The 17,421-nt window shown below is 73.0% G+C and carries 15 protein-coding genes; 10 read left to right on the top strand and 5 right to left on the bottom strand.

Annotated elements, in window-relative coordinates:
* Window position 1 precedes the first annotated feature (1 nt).
* The 3 genes from BM339_RS06370 to murJ all read left to right on the top strand — a co-directional run bounded on the left by BM339_RS06370 (window position 2) and on the right by murJ (window position 4,127).
* Complete coding sequence (locus tag BM339_RS06370) at window positions 2-1,360, top strand: FtsX-like permease family protein (protein WP_021593575.1); 1,359 nt, start codon at window positions 2-4, stop codon at window positions 1,358-1,360.
* Between the two features lie 65 nt (window positions 1,361-1,425).
* Window positions 1,426-2,250 carry a hypothetical protein gene (locus BM339_RS06375; protein WP_218163582.1) on the top strand — a complete coding sequence of 275 codons (825 nt, stop codon included), beginning with the start codon at window positions 1,426-1,428 and terminating at the stop codon, window positions 2,248-2,250.
* Between the two features lie 80 nt (window positions 2,251-2,330).
* Complete coding sequence (gene murJ, locus BM339_RS06380) at window positions 2,331-4,127, top strand: murein biosynthesis integral membrane protein MurJ (RefSeq protein WP_256255230.1); 1,797 nt, start codon at window positions 2,331-2,333, stop codon at window positions 4,125-4,127.
* Between the two features lie 99 nt (window positions 4,128-4,226).
* Here murJ and BM339_RS06385 read toward each other — a convergent pair whose 3' ends face one another.
* Complete coding sequence (locus BM339_RS06385) at window positions 4,227-5,717, bottom strand: MFS transporter (protein WP_218163583.1); 1,491 nt, start codon at window positions 5,715-5,717, stop codon at window positions 4,227-4,229.
* Window positions 5,718-5,856: 139 nt separating this feature from the next.
* On the opposite strand from BM339_RS06385, the gene BM339_RS06390 reads away from it, so the two are divergent.
* Together BM339_RS06390 and BM339_RS06395 are read left to right on the top strand one after the other, a co-directional pair.
* Window positions 5,857-6,276: an OB-fold nucleic acid binding domain-containing protein gene (locus BM339_RS06390; protein ID WP_021593571.1), complete on the top strand. Its 420-nt coding sequence runs from the start codon at window positions 5,857-5,859 to the stop codon at window positions 6,274-6,276.
* A gap of 31 nt (window positions 6,277-6,307) precedes the next feature.
* Window positions 6,308-6,985: a DUF3159 domain-containing protein gene (locus BM339_RS06395; protein WP_075020221.1), complete on the top strand. Its 678-nt coding sequence runs from the start codon at window positions 6,308-6,310 to the stop codon at window positions 6,983-6,985.
* Between the two features lie 9 nt (window positions 6,986-6,994).
* Here the strand turns inward: BM339_RS06395 and BM339_RS06400 are convergent, their stop codons facing one another.
* Window positions 6,995-7,654, bottom strand: a complete 660-nt coding sequence (locus BM339_RS06400) for a potassium channel family protein (RefSeq protein ID WP_021593569.1) — start codon at window positions 7,652-7,654, stop codon at window positions 6,995-6,997.
* Window positions 7,654-8,319 (bottom strand): potassium channel family protein, encoded by a 666-nt coding sequence (locus BM339_RS06405; RefSeq protein ID WP_075020222.1) that lies wholly within the window; start codon window positions 8,317-8,319, stop codon window positions 7,654-7,656. The genes BM339_RS06400 and BM339_RS06405 overlap by 1 nt, the downstream gene beginning before the upstream one ends.
* A gap of 259 nt (window positions 8,320-8,578) precedes the next feature.
* Between BM339_RS06405 and BM339_RS06410 the strand changes: the two genes are divergently transcribed.
* Both BM339_RS06410 and BM339_RS06415 read left to right on the top strand, forming a co-directional pair.
* Window positions 8,579-10,612 carry an APC family permease gene (locus BM339_RS06410; protein ID WP_021593567.1) on the top strand — a complete coding sequence of 678 codons (2,034 nt, stop codon included), beginning with the start codon at window positions 8,579-8,581 and terminating at the stop codon, window positions 10,610-10,612.
* Window positions 10,605-11,942 (top strand): class I SAM-dependent RNA methyltransferase, encoded by a 1,338-nt coding sequence (locus tag BM339_RS06415; protein WP_075020223.1) that lies wholly within the window; start codon window positions 10,605-10,607, stop codon window positions 11,940-11,942. Before BM339_RS06410 ends, BM339_RS06415 begins: the two co-directional genes overlap by 8 nt.
* Here the strand turns inward: BM339_RS06415 and BM339_RS06420 are convergent.
* On the bottom strand, window positions 11,939-12,520 hold the full coding sequence (locus tag BM339_RS06420; protein ID WP_075020224.1) for a TetR/AcrR family transcriptional regulator: 582 nt from the start codon (window positions 12,518-12,520) through the stop codon (window positions 11,939-11,941). The genes BM339_RS06415 and BM339_RS06420 overlap by 4 nt on opposite strands.
* A gap of 97 nt (window positions 12,521-12,617) precedes the next feature.
* Between BM339_RS06420 and BM339_RS06425 the strand changes: the two genes are divergently transcribed.
* On the top strand, window positions 12,618-14,069 hold the full coding sequence (locus BM339_RS06425) for an MDR family MFS transporter (protein WP_075020225.1): 1,452 nt from the start codon (window positions 12,618-12,620) through the stop codon (window positions 14,067-14,069).
* Between the two features lie 40 nt (window positions 14,070-14,109).
* Window positions 14,110-15,297 (top strand): GNAT family N-acetyltransferase, encoded by a 1,188-nt coding sequence (locus BM339_RS06430; protein ID WP_143118298.1) that lies wholly within the window; start codon window positions 14,110-14,112, stop codon window positions 15,295-15,297.
* Between the two features lie 18 nt (window positions 15,298-15,315).
* Here the strand turns inward: BM339_RS06430 and BM339_RS06435 are convergent, their stop codons facing one another.
* On the bottom strand, window positions 15,316-16,344 hold the full coding sequence (locus BM339_RS06435) for a glycoside hydrolase domain-containing protein (RefSeq protein WP_021593562.1): 1,029 nt from the start codon (window positions 16,342-16,344) through the stop codon (window positions 15,316-15,318).
* 213 nt (window positions 16,345-16,557) lie between these two features.
* Between BM339_RS06435 and BM339_RS06440 the strand changes: the two genes are divergently transcribed.
* Window positions 16,558-17,403 (top strand): hypothetical protein, encoded by an 846-nt coding sequence (locus BM339_RS06440; protein ID WP_143118299.1) that lies wholly within the window; start codon window positions 16,558-16,560, stop codon window positions 17,401-17,403.
* The last annotated feature ends 18 nt before the right edge of the window (window positions 17,404-17,421 follow it).

The raw sequence follows: 17,421 nt of genomic DNA on the forward strand, positions 1-17,421 counted from the left end.
CATGTTCGGTCTGGCGATCCGTTCACTGCGCCGGCGCGCGAGCGCGTTCACGGCGAGCTTCCTCGCGATGTTCCTCGGTTCGGCGATCATCATGGCGTTCGCCTCGATGCTCGACACGGCGCGGGCGAGCGGCGTGACCGGGCCGCCCCGGGACACGCTCGTCATCATGGCGAACGTCGTCGGCGGCTGGGGCCTGCTGCTGGTGGTCTTCGCCGTCACCTCGACGCTGACCCTGTCGGTCCGGCAGCGGGCCGCGGAGATGGCGCTGCTGAAGAGCGTCGGCGCGACCCCGGGCCAGGTCGGCCGCATGATCGTCGGTGAGGCGGCGGGCCTCGCGGTGGTGGCGGCGCTGCTCGGCATCGTCCCGGCGATGCTGATCGGGCGCGGCCTGGTCTGGATGCTGCACGACACCGGCCAGGTGCCCGCGGGCGTCGCCCACTCCTTCGGTCCGATCGCGCTGTCGATGGGCATCGGGATCACGCTGGTGTCCGCGGCCGGCGCCGCGCTGATCACCGCGCGCCGCGCCGTCCGGGTCCGGGCGGCCGAGTCGATGGCGGACGCGGCCGTCGACACCGGCCGGCTGAGCAGGAAGCGCATCGTGTTCGCGGTGCTGTTCCTGCTGGTCGCCGTGAGCGAGGCGGTCGTCACGGTGACGCTGATGGACGGCAAGGGCACCGACGCGATGGCGACGTCCGGACAGGCCGACATCTTCGCCTCGATCGCGCTGGCGCTGCTGGCTCCGGCGATCATGCGCGGGGTCACGGCGCTGCTGGCGCGCCCGGTCCGGCTGCTCGGCGGGGCGGCCGGCGACCTGGCGATCACCACCATGCGGCGCCGCCTCGGGGCGCTGGCGTCGGCGGTCACGCCGGTCATCCTGTTCGTCGGCATCGCGGTCGGCACGCTGTTCCTGCAGGCCGCCGAGAACGCGGCCATGGACGCGGCCGGGCTGGCCAAGGACGCCGAGCAGAAGAGCATCGAGATGCTCAACCTCGTCGTCATCGGCATGGTGGTGCTGTTCGCCGCGATCATGCTCGTCAACACGCTCATCGCGGCGACGGCGCACCGCGGCCGCGAGTTCGGCCAGACCCGGCTCGCCGGCGCGACCCCGCGCCAGGTGCTCGGCGCGGTCGCGGTGGAATCGGCGGTGCTGACCGTCACCGGCGTGGTCTGCGGGACGGTCGCCGCGGTCTTCACGGTCGTGCCGTTCGGCCTCGCCCGGCGGGACACGCTGGCCCCGGACGGGAGCGTGTGGACCTACCTCGGGGTCGTCGCGCTCGCCGCGGTGCTGACCGGCGCGACCGCCTACGGCGCGGCCCGCCGCACGATCCGCGTGCCGGCCGTGGAGGCGGCGCTGCGCTGACCGGTTGTGCTCCGCGTGAGTGCTCATCCATACTGGGTGAGCACTCACTCATTTCGGAGGCGGACATGGCCGGATCGGTCGAGGTCGCGGGCGGCGGGTTCCCCGTCATGGACGCGATCCGGGGGCTGCGCTCCTTCTGGTCGAACGGGCGCCGCGTCGAGCGCGCCGCCTACACGATCGGGGCCCTGCTGCTCCTCTCGGGCCTGCTGCACCTGGTGGTGTTCGCCATTGACGGCGGGCCGTGGACGGGACCGGTGTCCTGGCGCAAACCCGTCACCTTCGGGCTGTCGTTCGGCCTGACGCTCGTCACGATCGCCTGGGTGGCCTCGTTCGTGCGGCTCGGCGACCGCGCCCGGAACGTGATCATCGGTGTGTTCGCGGCCGACTGCGTCGCCGAGGTCTCCCTCATCACCCTCCAGGCGTGGCGGAAGGTGCCGTCCCACTTCAACGAGGAGACCGCCTTCGACACGGCCGTCACCCGGATGCTGGCCGCGGGCGGCGGCATCCTCGTCGTCACGCTGGTCGCGCTCGCGGTGGCCGCGTTCCGCCGGAATCCCGACGTCGCGCCCAGCATGCGCCTCGCCGTGCGCTCCGGGTTCGTCGCGCTGATGCTCGCGCTGGCCTCGGGCGCCGTGATGATCGCCCGGGGCGTGACGACGGTGCGGACCGGCGACCAGCAGGCCGCCTACCACATCGTCGCCGCCCTGAAGCCGGCGCACGCCGTGACGATGCACGCGATCCTCGTCCTGCCGCTGCTGGCCTGGGCGCTCACCTTCACCGGCCGCCCGGAGACCCGTCGCGTGCGGGACGTCGCGCTCGCCTCCGCGGCCTACTGGGTGCTGGCGGCGGCCGTCGTCATCGTCTCCGCCGTCCGGTTCGCGACCGCCTGACGCGACCGCCCGAACGTCCGTCCGGACGAAGACGGGCGGCGCGTCCGCGGGCATACTGGCCCGTCCGGGGGTGGTGCGGAATGAGCGAGCGCGACGGGCGCCGGATCCTCATGCCGGGGGTCCTGGACGAGGCGGAGCGCGCGGAGCCGCCCGGCGAGCCCGAACCGGGCCTCGTCCCCGTCCGCGACCCCGGCGACGTCGCCGACCCGGGGACCGCCGACCGCCCCGGCTCGGAGGGCGACGAGATCGGCGGCGCCGCGCAGGCCGCGCCGCCCGGCGTCGCGCACTCCAGCGCCGTCATGGCGATCGGCACCGTGTTCTCCCGGCTGACCGGCTTCCTGCGCACCGTCGTGATCGGCGCCGCGCTCGGCACCGCCCTGCTCGGCGACGCCTACCAGGCCGCCGAGATGATCCCCTACACCGTGTACGAGCTGCTGCTCGGCGGGATGCTGGCGAGCGTCTTCGTCCCCTTCCTGGTCAAGCGCCGGATCCGGGACGCCGACGGGGGAGCGGCCACCGAGAACCGGCTGCTCACCGCCGTCATCGTGGCCCTCGCCGTGCTCACCGCGGCCGCCGTGCTCGCCGCCGGATGGCTCGTGTCGCTGTACGCGGGCGGGTACACCGGACGGCAGCGCGAGGTCACCGTCCTGCTCACCCGCCTGCTGCTCGCGCAGATCTTCTTCATCGGCGTCAGCGGCCTCGCGAGCACGCTGCTGAACGTCCGGCACCGGTTCGGGGCGCCGATGTGGGCGCCCGTCGTCAACAACCTGGTCACGATGGGGGCGGGCCTGCTGTTCCTGTGGGTCGCGGGACGCGGGCGGACCACCGCGAACGTGACCGACGCCCAGCTGACCCTCCTCGGCCTCGGCTCCGCCCTCGGCACGGTCGCGCAGAGCGCGGTGCTCGCGTGGACGCTGCGGTCCGCGGGGTTCCGCTGGCGCCCGCGCCTCGACCTGCGCGGCTCGGGATTCGGCGAGGCCGCCCGCACGGCGACGTGGATGCTGCTCTACATCGTCGTCGCGCAGGCCGGGGTGCTGGTGACCGCGAACGTGGCGACCCGGGCCGGCGACCGCGCCGCCGGCCCGGGCAGCGGCCTGGCCACGTACAAGTTCGCCCTCGTCGTCTTCCAGCTCCCGTACGCGATCATCGCGGTCTCGGTCATCACCGCCCTGCTGCCGCGGATGAGCGCGCACGTCGCCGACGGCCGCCGCGACCTCGTCCGCGCCGACCTCTCCCGCGGCCTCCGGCTGGCCTGCGCGCTGCTCGTCCCGCTCTGGCTCGGGATGCTGGTGTTCGCGATCCCCGGCTCGGTCACGTTCTTCGCCTACGGGAGCCTCACGCCGGACGGGGCGCGCCGGATCGGCCTCGTCCTCATGGTGTTCGCCGTGATGGTGCTGCCGTTCACCGTCCACCAGCTGCTCATGCGCGTCTTCTACGCCCTCGGCGACACCCGCACGCCCGGCCTCATCGCCGTCCCCGCCGGGATCGCGCAGGCGGCCGCCGCGTTCGCGCTGCTGTGGTCCGTCCCGGCGCGGCAGGTGGTGGTCGGGCTGCCGGTCGCGTACGGGCTGTTCTACGCGCTCGGCGCGGCGGGCGCGGCGCTCGTCCTGCGCAGGCGGCTCGGCGGGCTGGACGGGCGCCGCATCCTCCGGGCGCTGGTCCGGCTGCACCTGGCCGCCCTGCCCGCCGTCGCGTTCGCCGCGCTGATCGTGTGGGCCTTCGGCCACCTGTCCGGCGACCGCGTCCCCGCCCTGCTCGCCGTCCTCGTCGGAGGCGCGGGCGGCGGCGCGATCTACTACGCCACCGCCAGCCTGATGAGGATTCCGGAGATCGGCTACTTCACCGCGATGGCCGCCGCCCGCCTGCGCAGATCATGAGCGGTTCGTTGTGGAGACGGGACCGGCGGGGGAAACTCATCGTTCCCCCGAAACGCCGGACTCGCCGTCCGGGCGGACGGCGAGCCGGGCGGAGGGTGCTCAGTGGGCGCGGGCCCGGCTGGGGAGGAGGAAGGCGACCAGGAACGCGGCGGCGGTGAGGCCGGCGGTCAGGACGGTCACCTGCTTCGCGGCGTCCAGCGCGGCCGCCGCGGCGAAGTGCCCGGCCACCGGGGCGCCGATCGCCCCGAAGAACACCGTGCCGAGCGCCGCGATGCCGAGGGACGCGCCGAGCTGCTGCACCGACTCCAGCGCGGCCGAGCCGGACCCGACCTCGTGGTCGGCGATGCCCGCCACGATGATGTCGAACAGCGGGACGAAGATCATGCCCATCCCGGCGCCGAACAGCAGCAGCGGCGCCGCCAGGTGCCAGCCGCCGAGCCCCGTCCCGGCCGCCTCGAACACCGCGTACAGCGCGGCCAGGCCGGCGGTCATCAGCGCCAGGCCGAGGTGCAGGATCCGGCGGCCCAGGCTGGTCATCGTCATGCCGCTGAACGCCGACCCGGCGAACGCGCCGATCGCCCAGGACGACATCGCCAGGCTCGCGGCGAGCGGGGTGTAGCCGAGGCCGAGCTGCAGGAACAGGCCGGTGGCGAGGGAGAAGCCGGTGATCGTGCCGAAGAAGACGATGACGAACAGGACGCCCGAGGTGTACGACCGGTTCGCGAACACGCTCAGCCGGACCAGCGGTGTCCGGCCGCGACGGGTGCGGCGGAGCTGGTGCGCGGCGAACAGGGCCAGGGCGGGGACCGAGCCGGCGAGCAGCGCGAGCGACCAGGCGGGCCAGCCGAGCTCGCGTCCCTGGACGAGCGGGTAGACCAGCATGCTCATGCCGAGGCCGCCCAGCAGCATGCCGGTGACGTCCAGGCCGCCGGAGCGGTCCGCGGTGACCGGCGCGGGCAGCACCCGGGCGCCCATGACCAGCGCGTACGCGCCCACCGGGATGTTCACCAGGAAGATCGCGCGCCAGCCGGTGCCGAACAGGTCGGCGTCGATGAGCAGCCCGGCGACCACCGGTCCGAGGATCGTGGCGAGCCCGATCACCGGACCGAACAGCGCGAACGCCTTGCCGGTGTCCGCGCCGAACAGGTCGCGGATCAGGCCGAAGCCCTGCGGGATCATCACCGCGGCGAACAGGCCCTGCGCGACGCGGGCGGCGATCAGGCTCTCCGGCGACCAGGCGAGCGCGCAGGCCGTCGAGGTGACGAGGAACCCGGCGGCGCCGGCGAGCAGGGCCGGCCGCCGCCCGAACATGTCGCCGAGCCGTCCGCCGGTGAGCAGCGCCACGGCGAGGGCCAGGGTGTAGCCGGCGGCCATCCACTGGAGCGCGGAGTAGGACCCGCCGAGGTCGGCGCGGATCGCGGGCGCGGCCACGTTCACGACGGTGGAGTCGAGGAGGTTCAGCAGGGTGGCGGCCAGGATCGCCGAGAGGCCGAGCCAGCGGCGCGGGTGCGGCGCGACGGCGCCGTCCCGGCTCGTTTCCGTGGTGCGTGTCCCCGCGGCGGGGGCCGCGGTGTCGAGCGTGGCGGTCACGGCTTGTCCTTCCTGTTGGAGCGGAATGCTCTGTTCCAAGAGTATCAGAACGGAATGCTTCATTCCACTGTGAGACGGGTCGAGTTTCCGGTGAGGGTGAAGGATCCGGTTCGTCCGGGGATGCCATACGCTTCGAGGTATGGACGAGGTTTCGGCCGGCACGCCGCAGGCGGCGGAGCCCGCCGGGCGCGAGCGAGGGAAGGGCGGCCTCCGGCGCTTCCTGCGGCGCATGGCGGCCGGCAAGGCCGAGCTCGAGGCCGAGGAGCTGCAGAAGAGCGCCGATGACGAGGGCGCGACGCCGATCAGCGACTGCGCCGCGCGCAAGCGGCACTGCGTGGCCGGTACGCTACGTACCGTGACCCTCCGGCCGCGGGGCGGAGCCCCCGCCCTGGAGGCCGAGCTCTACGACGGCACCGACGTGGTCAACCTGGTCTGGCTCGGCCGGCGCAAGATCGCCGGCATCGACCCGGGCCGCCGGCTGCGCGCCGAGGGGCTGGTCAGCGAGCAGGACGGGCGCAAGGTCATGTTCAATCCGCGCTACGAGCTGCGCGGCGGCTGATGAGGCCGCGGCGGGCAGCCGGGAGACCCACGTGAGCGAAGTGAAGACGGGCGCCGAGCGGGAGACCGCCGCCCACGACACCGTGGAGGCCGCCGTCCGCGCCCAGCTGAGCAAGGCGCTCGGCGGCGTCCGCGGCATGGTCGAGGCGGCCGTGCCGACGATCGCCTTCACCGGCACCTACGTGGCGGTCGAGGACATCAAGCTCGCCGTCACCGCCGGCGTCGGCGCCGCGGTGCTGCTGCTCGCCGTCCGGCTCGCGCAGCGCTCCAGCCCCCAGTTCGTCCTGAACAGCCTCATCGGGATCGCGATCGCCGCGTTCTTCGCGCTGCGCTCCGGCAAGGCCGAGGACGCGTTCCTGCCCGGCATCATGCTCAACGCCGGCTACGCCGCCGCGATGATCTTCTCGATCGCGGTGCGCTGGCCGATCGTCGGCTTCATCATCGGGTCGGTCACCGGCGACCCGACCGCCTGGCGGTCCGACCCCGGCATCGTGAAGCTGTGCTCCCGGCTCACCTGGCTGCTCGTCCTGCCCTGCGCCGCCCGGGTCGCCGTCCAGTACCCGATCTACCTCGCGGACGGCGACCAGAGCGGCCTGCTCGGCACGGCCAAGATCGTGATGGGCTGGCCGCTGCAGGTGGCGGCGCTGGCCGCCATGGTGGGGCTGCTCGCCCGCGGCCGCACCCCGATCGACCGCGAGGAAACCGCCTGACCCTCGCGGTCACCTGCCGCCGAGCAGCTCCGCGAGCTCGTCCTCCACGTCCTGGCTGGCGACGAACATCAGCTCGTCGCCCGGCTCCAGCGTGTCGTCGGACGAGGGCACCAGCACCCGCCCCTCCCGCAGGATCGCCACCAGCGCGGTGTCGCGCGGCCAGGCCACCGACCCGACCCGCTGCCCGCCGAGCGGCGCGTCCTCCGGCAGCGTCAGCTCCACCAGGTTCGCCTCGCCCTGCCGGAACGTCATCAGCCGGACGAGGTCGCCGACGCTGACGGCCTCCTCGACCAGCGCCGACAGCAGCCGCGGCGTGGACACGGCCACGTCCACGCCCCACGACTCGTTGAACAGCCACTCGTTGTTCGGGTGGTTGATCCGCGCCACCACCCGCGGCACCCCGTACTCGGTCTTGGCCAGCAGCGACACCACCAGGTTGACCTTGTCGTCGCCGGACGAGGCGACCACCACCTGGCAGCGCTCCAGCGCGGCGTCGTCCAGTGCGGAGATCTCGCACGCGTCGGCCAGCAGCCACTCCGCGCGCGGCACCATCTCGACCTTGATGGCCTTGGGGCTCTTGTCGATCAGCAGCACCTCGTGCCCGTTCTCCAGCAGCTCCTGGGCGATGGAGCGGCCCACCGCGCCCGCCCCGGCGATCGCGACCCGCATCAGGCGTCCTCCCCGTTCCGCGCCGCGACGGCGGCGTTCACGCGCTCCAGATCGTCGGCGCCCGCCATGATGTGCACGATGTCGCCGTCCTGGATGACCGTGTCCCGCTCGGGGACGAGCGCCTCGCCCATCCGCGACAGGAACGCCACGCGGGTCCGGGCGTGCTCCTCCAGCGCCCCGACCTTCTCGCCCACCCACAGGTGACCGGAGTCCAGCTCGGCGAGGACGACCGCGCCGGTCGGGTCGCGCCACAGCGGCTCGGCGCCCTCGGGGAGCAGCCGGCGCAGGATCTGGTCGGCCGTCCACCGGACGGTCGCGACCGTGGGGATGCCGAGCCGCTGGTACACCTCCGCCCGGCGCGGGTCGTAGATCCGGGCCACCACGTTGTCCACGCCGAACGTCTCCCGCGCCACCCGCGCGGAGATGATGTTGGAGTTGTCGCCGCTGCTCACGGCCACGAACGCGGACGCGCGCTCGATGCCCGCCTCGGCGATCACATCGCGGTCGAACCCGAACCCGGTGATGCGGCGGCCCCGGAACCCGCTGCGGAGCCGGCGGAACGCCTCCGGGCTCTGGTCGATGATGGCCACCGAATGGCCCTTGTCCTCCAGGATGTGGGCGAGCGTCGACCCGACCCGCCCGCATCCCATGATCACGATATGCACGGCCGTTCCTTCTTCCGTCCAGGGGACGTTCCCCCCTGTACCCCCCGCGCCGTGCACGGCATTCGCCGCCGAGACCGTGCCGCGCCCGAGGACCGTTTCCTGTGAATGATCCCTGCCGGGCTGCAAACCTACACATCCCCCCAGCCGAGTACTACCCGACCGGCCCGCCGAGGGGCCTGCGACACCCGAACGCGCTGCTCAGAACACTGAAGGCGGGCGGCGGCGGGGGCGTCACCGGCACGGGCTAGAGTCTCGTTGCGTGTCAAAGGTTCCGGACCTCACGAAGAGGCTCCTCCTCGGCCGCGCGCTGAGCAGCTCCCAGCAGCACGAGCAGCTGCTGAAGAAGCGGATCGCGTTGCCGGTCTTCGCGAGCGACGCCCTCTCCTCGGTGGCCTACGCGCCGCAGGAGATCCTGCTCGCCCTCGGCGCCGGCGGGCTGGTGATGTACCACTACACGCCGTGGGTCGCGGCGGCCGTCGTGGTCATCCTGCTCACCGTGGTCGCGTCCTACCGGCAGAACGTCCGGGCCTACCAGAGCGGCGGCGGCGACTTCGAGGTCGCCACCACCAACCTCGGCGGCAACTGGGGCGTCATCGTGGCGAGCGCGCTGCTCGTCGACTACGTCCTCACCGTCGCGGTGTCGGTGTCGTCCGGGGTGGAGAACCTCGGCGCGCTGCTGGAGTTCATGCAGCCGCACGAGGTCGGGGTCGCCATCGGCATCGTGGTGCTGCTCACCCTCGGCAACCTGCGGGGCCTCAAGGAGGCCGGGGTCGCGTTCGCGATCCCCACCTACCTGTTCATGTTCGCGGTCGTCGGCATGCTGGCGTGGGGCCTGGTCCGGCTGGTCTCGGGCGCCGAGCTGGAGGCCGAGACCGCGCACTACGAGATCCGCGGCGACGAGACCGACCTCGCCGGGTTCGCGCTGGTCTTCCTGCTGCTGCGGGCGTTCTCCTCCGGCTGCGCCGCGCTGACCGGCGTCGAGGCGATCAGCAACGGCGTGCCCGCCTTCCGCAAGCCCAAGGGGGAGAACGCCGCCACCACCCTGCTGATGCTGGGCCTCGTCGCGATGACGATGTTCGGCGGCGTCACCGCGTTCGCCTACATCACCGACGCCAGGTTCGCCGAACCCGACCAGGGCAGCCACCTCGTCGACCCGGCCACCGGCCGCGAGCTGCACGACGCCGACCCGGTGATCGCGCAGGTCGCGCACACCGTCTTCAGCAACTTCACCCCGGGGTTCGCGCTCGTCACCGCGATGACCGCGCTGATCCTGTTCCTCGCGGCCAACACCGCGTTCAACGGCTTTCCGGTGCTCGGGTCGGTCCTCGCCCAGAACCGCTACCTCCCGCGCCAGCTGCACACCCGCGGCGACCGGCTGGCCTTCAGCAACGGCATCATCATCCTCGCCACCATGGCCGGGCTGCTGATCTACGCCTACGACGCGTCGGTCAGCCGGCTGATCCCGCTGTACACCGTCGGCGTGTTCGTGTCGTTCACGGTCAGCCAGATCGGCATGGTCCGGCACTGGAACCGGCTGCTCACCACCGAGAACGATCCGGCGCAGCGGCGCCGGATGAAGACCTCCCGCGCGATCAACGCGTTCGGCGCCACCCTCACCGGCATCGTCCTGGTCGTCGTGCTGATCACCAAGTTCGCGCTCGGCGCCTACATCGTGTGCATCGCGATGCCGCTGCTGTTCCTGCTGATGAAGGCGATCAGGCGGCACTACGACCGGGTCGCCGCGGAGCTGGTGCCCTCCGGCGAGGACGTCGCGCTGCCCGCCCGCAACCACGGCATCGTGCTCGTCTCCAAGATCCACAAGCCGACGCTGCGGGCGCTCGCCTACGCCCGCGCTACCCGGCCCTCCACGCTGGAGGCGGTGACGGTCGCGGTGGACGCCGAGGAGTCGCAGCGCCTCCAGGAGGAGTGGGACGCCCTCGACATCCCCGTGCCGCTGAAGATCCTCGACTCGCCGTACCGGGAGATCACGCGGCCCGTCCTGTCGTACGTCAAGAGCGTCCGGCGCAAGAGCCCCCGCGACGTCGTCACCGTGTTCATCCCCGAGTACATCGTCGGCCACTGGTGGGAGCAGCTGCTGCACAACCAGAGCGCGCTGCGGCTGAAGGGCCGGCTGCTGTTCCAGCCGGGCGTCATGGTCACGAGCGTCGCCTGGCAGCTCCAGTCCTCCGACCGGCTGAAGGCCCGGCCCGAGCCGCCGGGGCCGGGCGCCTCCCGGCGTCCGCCGCGGACCGGAACGCGTCCCGGTGCCGGTAGTGTTTCGGACCGTGACTGAACTCGAACCCGACGTCCTCGACCTGGAGGTCGGCAACGTCGCCAACGGCGGTTTCTGCGTCGCCCGGCACGAGGGCCGCGTGGTCTTCGTCCGGCACGCCCTGCCCGGCGAACGGGTGCGAGCCCGCGTCACCGACCGCACGAAGAACTTCCTGCGCGCCGACGCCGTGGAGATCATCGAGGCGTCCCCGGACCGGGTCGAGCCGCCGTGCCCGTTCGCCGGCCCCGGCCGCTGCGGCGGCTGCGACTGGCAGCACGCCTCCCTGCCCGCCCAGCGGGCGCTCAAGGCCGCGGTCGTCGAGGAGCAGCTGCGGCGCCTCGCCGGGATCACCCGCACGGTGGTCGTCGAGGAGGTGCCCTACCCGGTCGAGGGCGACGTGGCCCCGCCCCCGGGGCTCGGCTGGCGCACCCGCGTGCAGTTCGCCGTCTCCTCCGGAGCCGTCGGCCTCCGCCGGCACCGGTCCCACGACATCGAGCCGATCGACGAGTGCCTGATCGCCCACCCCGGCGTGGAGCTGATGGGCATCGAGCGCAAGCGGTGGCCCGGCGCGAGCGGCGTCGAGGGCGTCGTCTCCGCCACCACCGGCGACCGGCTGGTCGTGCTGCGCGGGCGGGACCGCCGCAAGATCCGGGTGCCGCGGCTGGACGTGCCGGTCCGGCTCGTCCGGGGCAGGCCCGAGCCGGGCGCCGCGCTCCCGTACGTCCGCGAGGAGGTCTCCGGGCGGCTGTACCAGGTCAGCGGCAGCGGCTTCTGGCAGGTCCACCCGGGCGCCGCGCGGCTCCTGGCCGACGCCGTGCTCGACGCCCTCGAACCGAAGCCCGGCGACATCGCCGTCGACCTGTACTGCGGCGTCGGGCTGTTCGCCGGCGTCCTCGCCGACCGGGTCGGCCCCGACGGGCTCGTCGTCGGCGTCGAGTCCGACGGGCAGGCCGTCCGCGACGCCCGCCACAACCTGCGCGACCTGCCGAACGTCTCGATCGAGCGCGGGGCGGTGGAGGAGGTCGTCGCCGACCTGGAGTTCGGGATCGCGTCCGCCGGGTCCCGCACGCAGAACAAGCGCGGCACCGGCCACCACCGAGGTTCCCGCGTCCGGCGCGCCGACGTCGTCGTCCTCGACCCGCCGCGCGCCGGTGCGGGCCGCGACGTCGTCGAGCACATCACCCGCCTCGCCGACCGCAAGATCGCCTACGTGTCCTGCGACCCGGCCACTCTGGCCCGCGACCTGGCCTACTTCGGCGAGCGCGGCTGGACGCTGGAGACCCTCCGCGCCTTCGACGCGTTCCCGATGACGCAGCACGTGGAGTGCCTCGCGACCCTGGTCAGGGGCTAGCACCCCGGTCGCCGCACCAGGGGCAGGAAGATCGTGTCGACGATCTCCTCGATGACCTCGTCGGGCACGGGGGCGAAGGTCAGCAGAATCTCGTGGCGCAGCAGGTCGAACGGCAGGCTCCTGATGCGGTCGGTCAGGCGGTCCGCGTCGATCTCGCCGCGCCGGACGGCACGGCCGTACATCGTGTCGAGGGCCTCGGCCCGGCCCGTCACGGCGGGGTCGCGCAGCTCGCCGAGGCTCTCGCCCACGTCCCGGTGGTAGCCCGCCAAGGCCCCGTACACGAGGGTGATGAGCCGCACGCGGGCCCTGCTGATCTCCCGCATGAGGGTCACCAGGTCGTCCCGCAGGCTGCCCGTGTCAGGGAGCTCCAGCAATGATTCCTTGAGCACGTGGGAGATTGCCGCGCGGACCAGCTCGTCGCGGTCGGACCAGCGGCGGTAGAGCACCGGGGGACTGGTGCCGGCCCGTCTGACCACGGCGTCGACCGTGAACCTGGCGTAGCCGTGCTCGGCGAGCTCGTCCCAGGCCGCATCGAGGAGCGCCTTCTCCAGTGCCGCTCCCCGGCGCCGCTCCGCCATCCGCCCGCCTCTCGCTTGAGAAAGAGTTGTCTATCTCATCGTAGCGGCCTACGCTGGCCGCGTAAGATAGAGAGTCCTATCTAAAGGGCGGTCACCCGTGAGCGTTCCCCGAGACACGACGGCCGCGTCCCCGGCACCGGAGTCCGAGCGTGTCGACCCCGCCGTGTGGCGCATGGCGGTCACCCTCATCGTCGGCGCCCTGGCCGTCGTGTTCGACACCACCATCGTCAGCGTCGGCCTCGACGACCTGGCGACCGATCTGCACACGTCCCTGTCCACGGTCCAGTGGGTGAGCACCGCGTACCTGCTGGCGGTGTTCGCCGCCATCCCGCTCGCCGGCTGGGCCCAGTCGCGCCTCGGCGGGCGGCGCCTGTGGATCTCGGCCCTGGGCGGGTTCCTGCTCGGATCGGTCCTGAGCGCCCTGGCGTGGGACGCGGCCAGCCTGATCGCCTTCCGCGTGGTCCAGGGCGTCGCGGGCGGCCTGATGATGCCCCTCATGGTCACCCTGCTCATGCAGGCGGCCGGGGGCCGACACATCGGCAGGGTCATGGCCATGATCACCGTGCCCACCGCGCTCGGCCCCATCCTGGGGCCGGTCCTGGGCGGCCTCATCCTGGACCGGGCCGACTGGCGCTGGATGTTCTACGTCAACATCCCCTTCTGCGCCGCCGGTGCCTGGCTCGCCTGGCGCAACCTGCCCGACGACCGGCCCGCGCCCGGGAAGCCCCCCGCCCGCCTGGACCTGGTCGGTCTGCTACTCCTGTGCCCCGGCACCGCCGCTCTCATCTACGGGCTCTCCCGGGTCCAGAGCAGCGCGGACGTCACCGCCGCCCATGTCCTCGTCCCGCTGCTCGGCGGACTCGCCCTGGTCGCCGCCTTCACCGCCCGGACGCTGGCCCGGCCCGCGGGCGCGCTGATCGACCTGCGGCTGTTCCGCCACCGTGCGGTCGCCTCCTCCTCGGCCCTGCTCTTCCTGGGCGGCCTCTCCCTGTACAGCGCGATGATGCTGCTGCCGCTGTACTTCCAGCAGGTCCGCGGGCACGACGCGCTGGGCGCCGGTCTCCTGCTCATCCCGCAGGGCGCCGGCGCGCTCCTCGCGCGAGGCCTGGCGGGGACCTGCGTCGACCGCTTCGGGCCCCGCCGGGTCGCCGCCGTCTCCTTCGCCTTCGTCGCCGCGGCGACCGTGCCGTTCGCGTTCGTCACCGCCGGCACCGGCGAGATCCTGCTCATGGCCGCGCTGTTCGTCCGCGGCGCCGGCCTGGGCGCCGCCATGATCGCGCCGGCCGGCGCCGCGTACGTCGGCCTCGGACACCACGAGATCCCCGATGCCAGCATCATCAGCCGCGTCGCCCAGCAGATCGGCGGGTCCGTGGGCATCGCCGTCCTCGCCGTCGTCCTCCAGGATGGCGCCGGAGGCGCCCGCGGGCCGGAGGCCCTGGCCGTCGGCTACGACCACGCCTTCTGGTGGTCCGTGGCCTTCACCCTTGCCGCCCTCCCGCTGTGCCTGGTCCTGCCGGGTCGTGCCGAGCCCCCGTCCATCGTGCGGTGACCAGCGGAAAAACGGTTGCGGTGGGGCATAGCGTGGAACTGTGATCGAGATCAGGGACATCCCGGAGGCCGACGCCGTCCGCATGCGCGACTTCGCGGGGGTGGTGTTCCACCTCTCCATGGACGACGGGGACCAGGAGCGGGACGGCTGGCCTCTCCTGCGCGCCGAGCGCATCGGCGCCTACGACGGCGGCACGCTCGTCGGCCAGCTCGGGACCCTGCCCATGCGGCTCGCGGTCCCGGGCGCGCTGCTCGACTGCTCGGCGGTCACGTTCGTCGGAGTCCTGCCGACGCACCGCCGCCGCGGGATCCTGACGTCCATGATGGACCGGATGGACGCCGACGCCATCGCGGCGGGACGTCCGGTGGCCGCGCTCTGGGCGTCCGAGGGCGTCATCTACGGCAGGTACGGCTTCGGCCTGGCCACGCGCGCGATCGGCCTGGAGGTCGACTCCTCGCGGCCGCTCGATCTGCGCACGGTGCCCGACGACCGCCCGCTGCGACTGGTCGACACCGCCTCCGCCCCCGACCTGCTCGGCCCGATCCACGATCGGTCGCTGGCGGTGCGTCCGGGCGGCCTGGTCCGCGACGCCGACTGGTGGACGCGGGGGGTCCTGCGGGCGACCGACCGGGACGCCGAGGGGTACACCGCGCCGCGCATCGTCCACCACCCCGCCGGCTACGCGGTCTACCGGGCCCGCGGGGGGACGATCCGGGTCGTCGACCTCGTCGCCGACACTCCGCAGGCCGAGGCGGCGCTCTGGCGGTTCCTGGCCTCGATCGACCTGTCGTCCCGCGTGGTCGCCCCGAACCGCCCGGTGGACGACCTGCTCCCGCACATGGCCGCCGACTCCGAGCAGGTCACCGTCACGCACGGCTTCGGCGCCCTCTGGCTCCGGCTGATCGATGTGCCGGCCGCCCTGCGCGCCCGCTCCTGGGCCACCGACGACACCTTCGTCCTGGAGGTCGGCGACCCACGCATCCCGGGCAACGACGGACGCTGGCGCCTTGGTGCCTCCACCACCGGCGCCGCCGCCTGCGAGGCGACCACGGAGCGGCCGGACCTGACGCTCACCGCGGCCGACCTCGCGGCCGTCTACCTGGGCGGGCAGGACCCGGTCACGCTGACCAGGGTCGGCGCCGTGACCGAGCACACGCCCGGCGCCGCCGCCCGCCTGGCGACCTCCCTGGCCGTTCCGCTGGCGCCCTACATCAACGACGACTTCTAGCCGGCCGCCTCCGGGCGGCTAGCGCCAGAAGAAGACCTTGGCGCTGCCCTGGGTGAGGGTGGCGGCCGCGGAACCGCGGTGCAGCAGCTGGAACCGCACCCGCTTGCCCGCCTCGACGGTGTCGGCGGCGAGGTTGTAGACCAGGTTGGTGCTGTCGCCGGCGGAGACGAAGTCCTGGACGGGGCCGGCCTGGAACTTGCCGGTGTCCTCGATCTCCACCTCGACCACCCGGGCCTGGATGAGCGTGCCCGCGGGGACGCCGCGGACGGTGGTGCCCACGGACAGGCTGTACCGGGCCGACCCGGTCAGCAGGCTCGGCCCGCCCGGGTCGTTGTGCTGGTGGTGGCTGTCGGAGTACTCCTTGCTCCAGGTGACGTTCGTCCACGTCCCGGGAGCGAGCTGTTGCTCCTTGCCGCCGGTTCCGACGGACACGTAGTCGGGCATGTCGTCTCCCTCGGGCGAGACGCCGACGCGCCACTGCCCGTAGTCGCTCTTCACGGCGCGGTCGTAGTCGACGCCGACGCCGTTGATGGTGTGGTCGTTGGAGTACTGCTGCAGCTGGGCCCGCGCGTCCCACCTGCCGCCGGACCAGGCGTACGTCTGCCAGCCGAAGGTGATCTTCTTCGCGTCGAAGGCGCGGTCGACCGGGCCGTAGCCGCCGTAGAGCCCGACCCGGTCGCGGCCGATCACGCTCGCCGCGCCGTCGAGGTAGGCGTTGATCTCGTCCTGCTGCCCGGCGGAGGCGTCCCAGTCGGCGGCGAAGTAGATGGGCCGGTCGTCCGGCATGCCGCACGCCTCGGCCTGCGCGGCGGCGTCCCGGGCGTCGGCGACGCCGGCGGATCGTCCGGCCAGGGGGCGCTGCGCGGTCGTCTCCCAGACGACGACCAGCCAGATGCCCGCCGCGGACAGCTCGTCGGCCTCCGCGCGCGTCAGGTTCTTGCCGGTCGTGTCGTGGGACAGGTAGCGGCACGCGAACTTCGCCCCGGCGCGTTTCAGCGCGGCCGCGCCGGGGCGGCCCCACGCGTAGTCGACGCCGAAGACAGCCATGTCAGCTCCAGAGTCAGGGGTAGGGGTCAACGCCGATTCAACAACCCGGGACGCCTGTGGCGCAGGAGATTGGGGAGGTTCAGGCGGGATGAGGACCATCGGTGACAGTTATGTTACCGTGCGTGACGGCACGTCAATGCGGTGCCGGGTGGACGGCCCGGTGCTCGCCGGATGGACGTATCCGTCGAATTCTCGCAGGTCACGGGGGGCAAAGTGATCCGGACACTGAAGGGGCGCGGCCTGGTCCTGCTGGCCGCCGCTCCGCTGCTGGGAGGTGTGGCGGCGGCGCCGGGAGCGCATGCCGACGTTCCCGTCCCGGCGGTGCACGAGGGGGGCCAGGACGCCGCTTCGAAGCCGCCTCCGCGGCAGAAGGCGCACGGCAAGCACAAGTCGAAGAAGCACAAGTCGAAGAAGCACTCGTCCAATAAGCACTGCCACGAACACGGCAAGAAGCACGGCGGGAAGCACGCCGGCAAGCACGGCGGGAAGCACAAGGGCCACGGCAAGAAGCACAAGAAGCACTCGCATCACGGTGGCCAGGCGGCCAAGCACAAGGCCAATGCGTCGAAGCACCAGGCTCACGGCAGGGTGGTGCTCCACACTGACGGCCCTGAGAGGGCGGTGGTTCCCGGGCGCACCTACGAGTGGTCGTTCGAGGTGCTCGCCAAGGGGTCGCAGAAGTCGGCCAGAGCGGTGTTCCTGGTGACGCTGCCGCGGTCGCTGGTGTTCGTGTCCGGGGGGCGCTGCAAGGCCACCGGGCGGACGGTCGTCTGCAACCTGGGCACCCTGAAGCAGGGCCGGTGGGCCGACGGCGAGTTCAAGGCGAAGGTCTCCGAGCGCGCGAGGTCCGGGCAGAGGATCGCCCTGCGCGGGACGGTGATGTGGGGCTCGGCCGTCGACGCCGGGGGCTTCCCGGCGGTGCGGGTCGCGAAGGCCGCCGGGCACGGGCACGCGAAGCCCGCCAAGAACAAGCCGTCCGGGCAGGGGCATGCGAGGCCGTCCGGGCAGGGGCATGCGAAGACGCCTCCGGACAGGGCGCGGATCGCCGGGACGCCCTGACCCGCCGCGCGGGCGGCG

The sequence above is a fragment of the Actinomadura madurae genome (assembly GCF_900115095.1).
Lineage (GTDB): Bacteria > Actinomycetota > Actinomycetes > Streptosporangiales > Streptosporangiaceae > Spirillospora > Spirillospora madurae.

Excerpts from the sequence above, each read along its gene's own strand:
- BM339_RS06370 (WP_021593575.1), top strand. The coding sequence starts at position 2 with ATGTTCGGTCTGGCGATCCGTTCACTGCGCCGGCGCGCGAGCGCGTTC.
- BM339_RS06375 (WP_218163582.1), top strand. The coding sequence starts at position 1,426 with ATGGCCGGATCGGTCGAGGTCGCGGGCGGCGGGTTCCCCGTCATGGAC.
- murJ (WP_256255230.1), top strand. The coding sequence starts at position 2,331 with ATGAGCGAGCGCGACGGGCGCCGGATCCTCATGCCGGGGGTCCTGGAC.
- BM339_RS06390 (WP_021593571.1), top strand. The coding sequence starts at position 5,857 with ATGGACGAGGTTTCGGCCGGCACGCCGCAGGCGGCGGAGCCCGCCGGG.
- BM339_RS06400 (WP_021593569.1), bottom strand. The coding sequence starts at position 7,654 with ATGCGGGTCGCGATCGCCGGGGCGGGCGCGGTGGGCCGCTCCATCGCC.
- BM339_RS06420 (WP_075020224.1), bottom strand. The coding sequence starts at position 12,520 with ATGGCGGAGCGGCGCCGGGGAGCGGCACTGGAGAAGGCGCTCCTCGAT.
- BM339_RS06435 (WP_021593562.1), bottom strand. The coding sequence starts at position 16,344 with ATGGCTGTCTTCGGCGTCGACTACGCGTGGGGCCGCCCCGGCGCGGCC.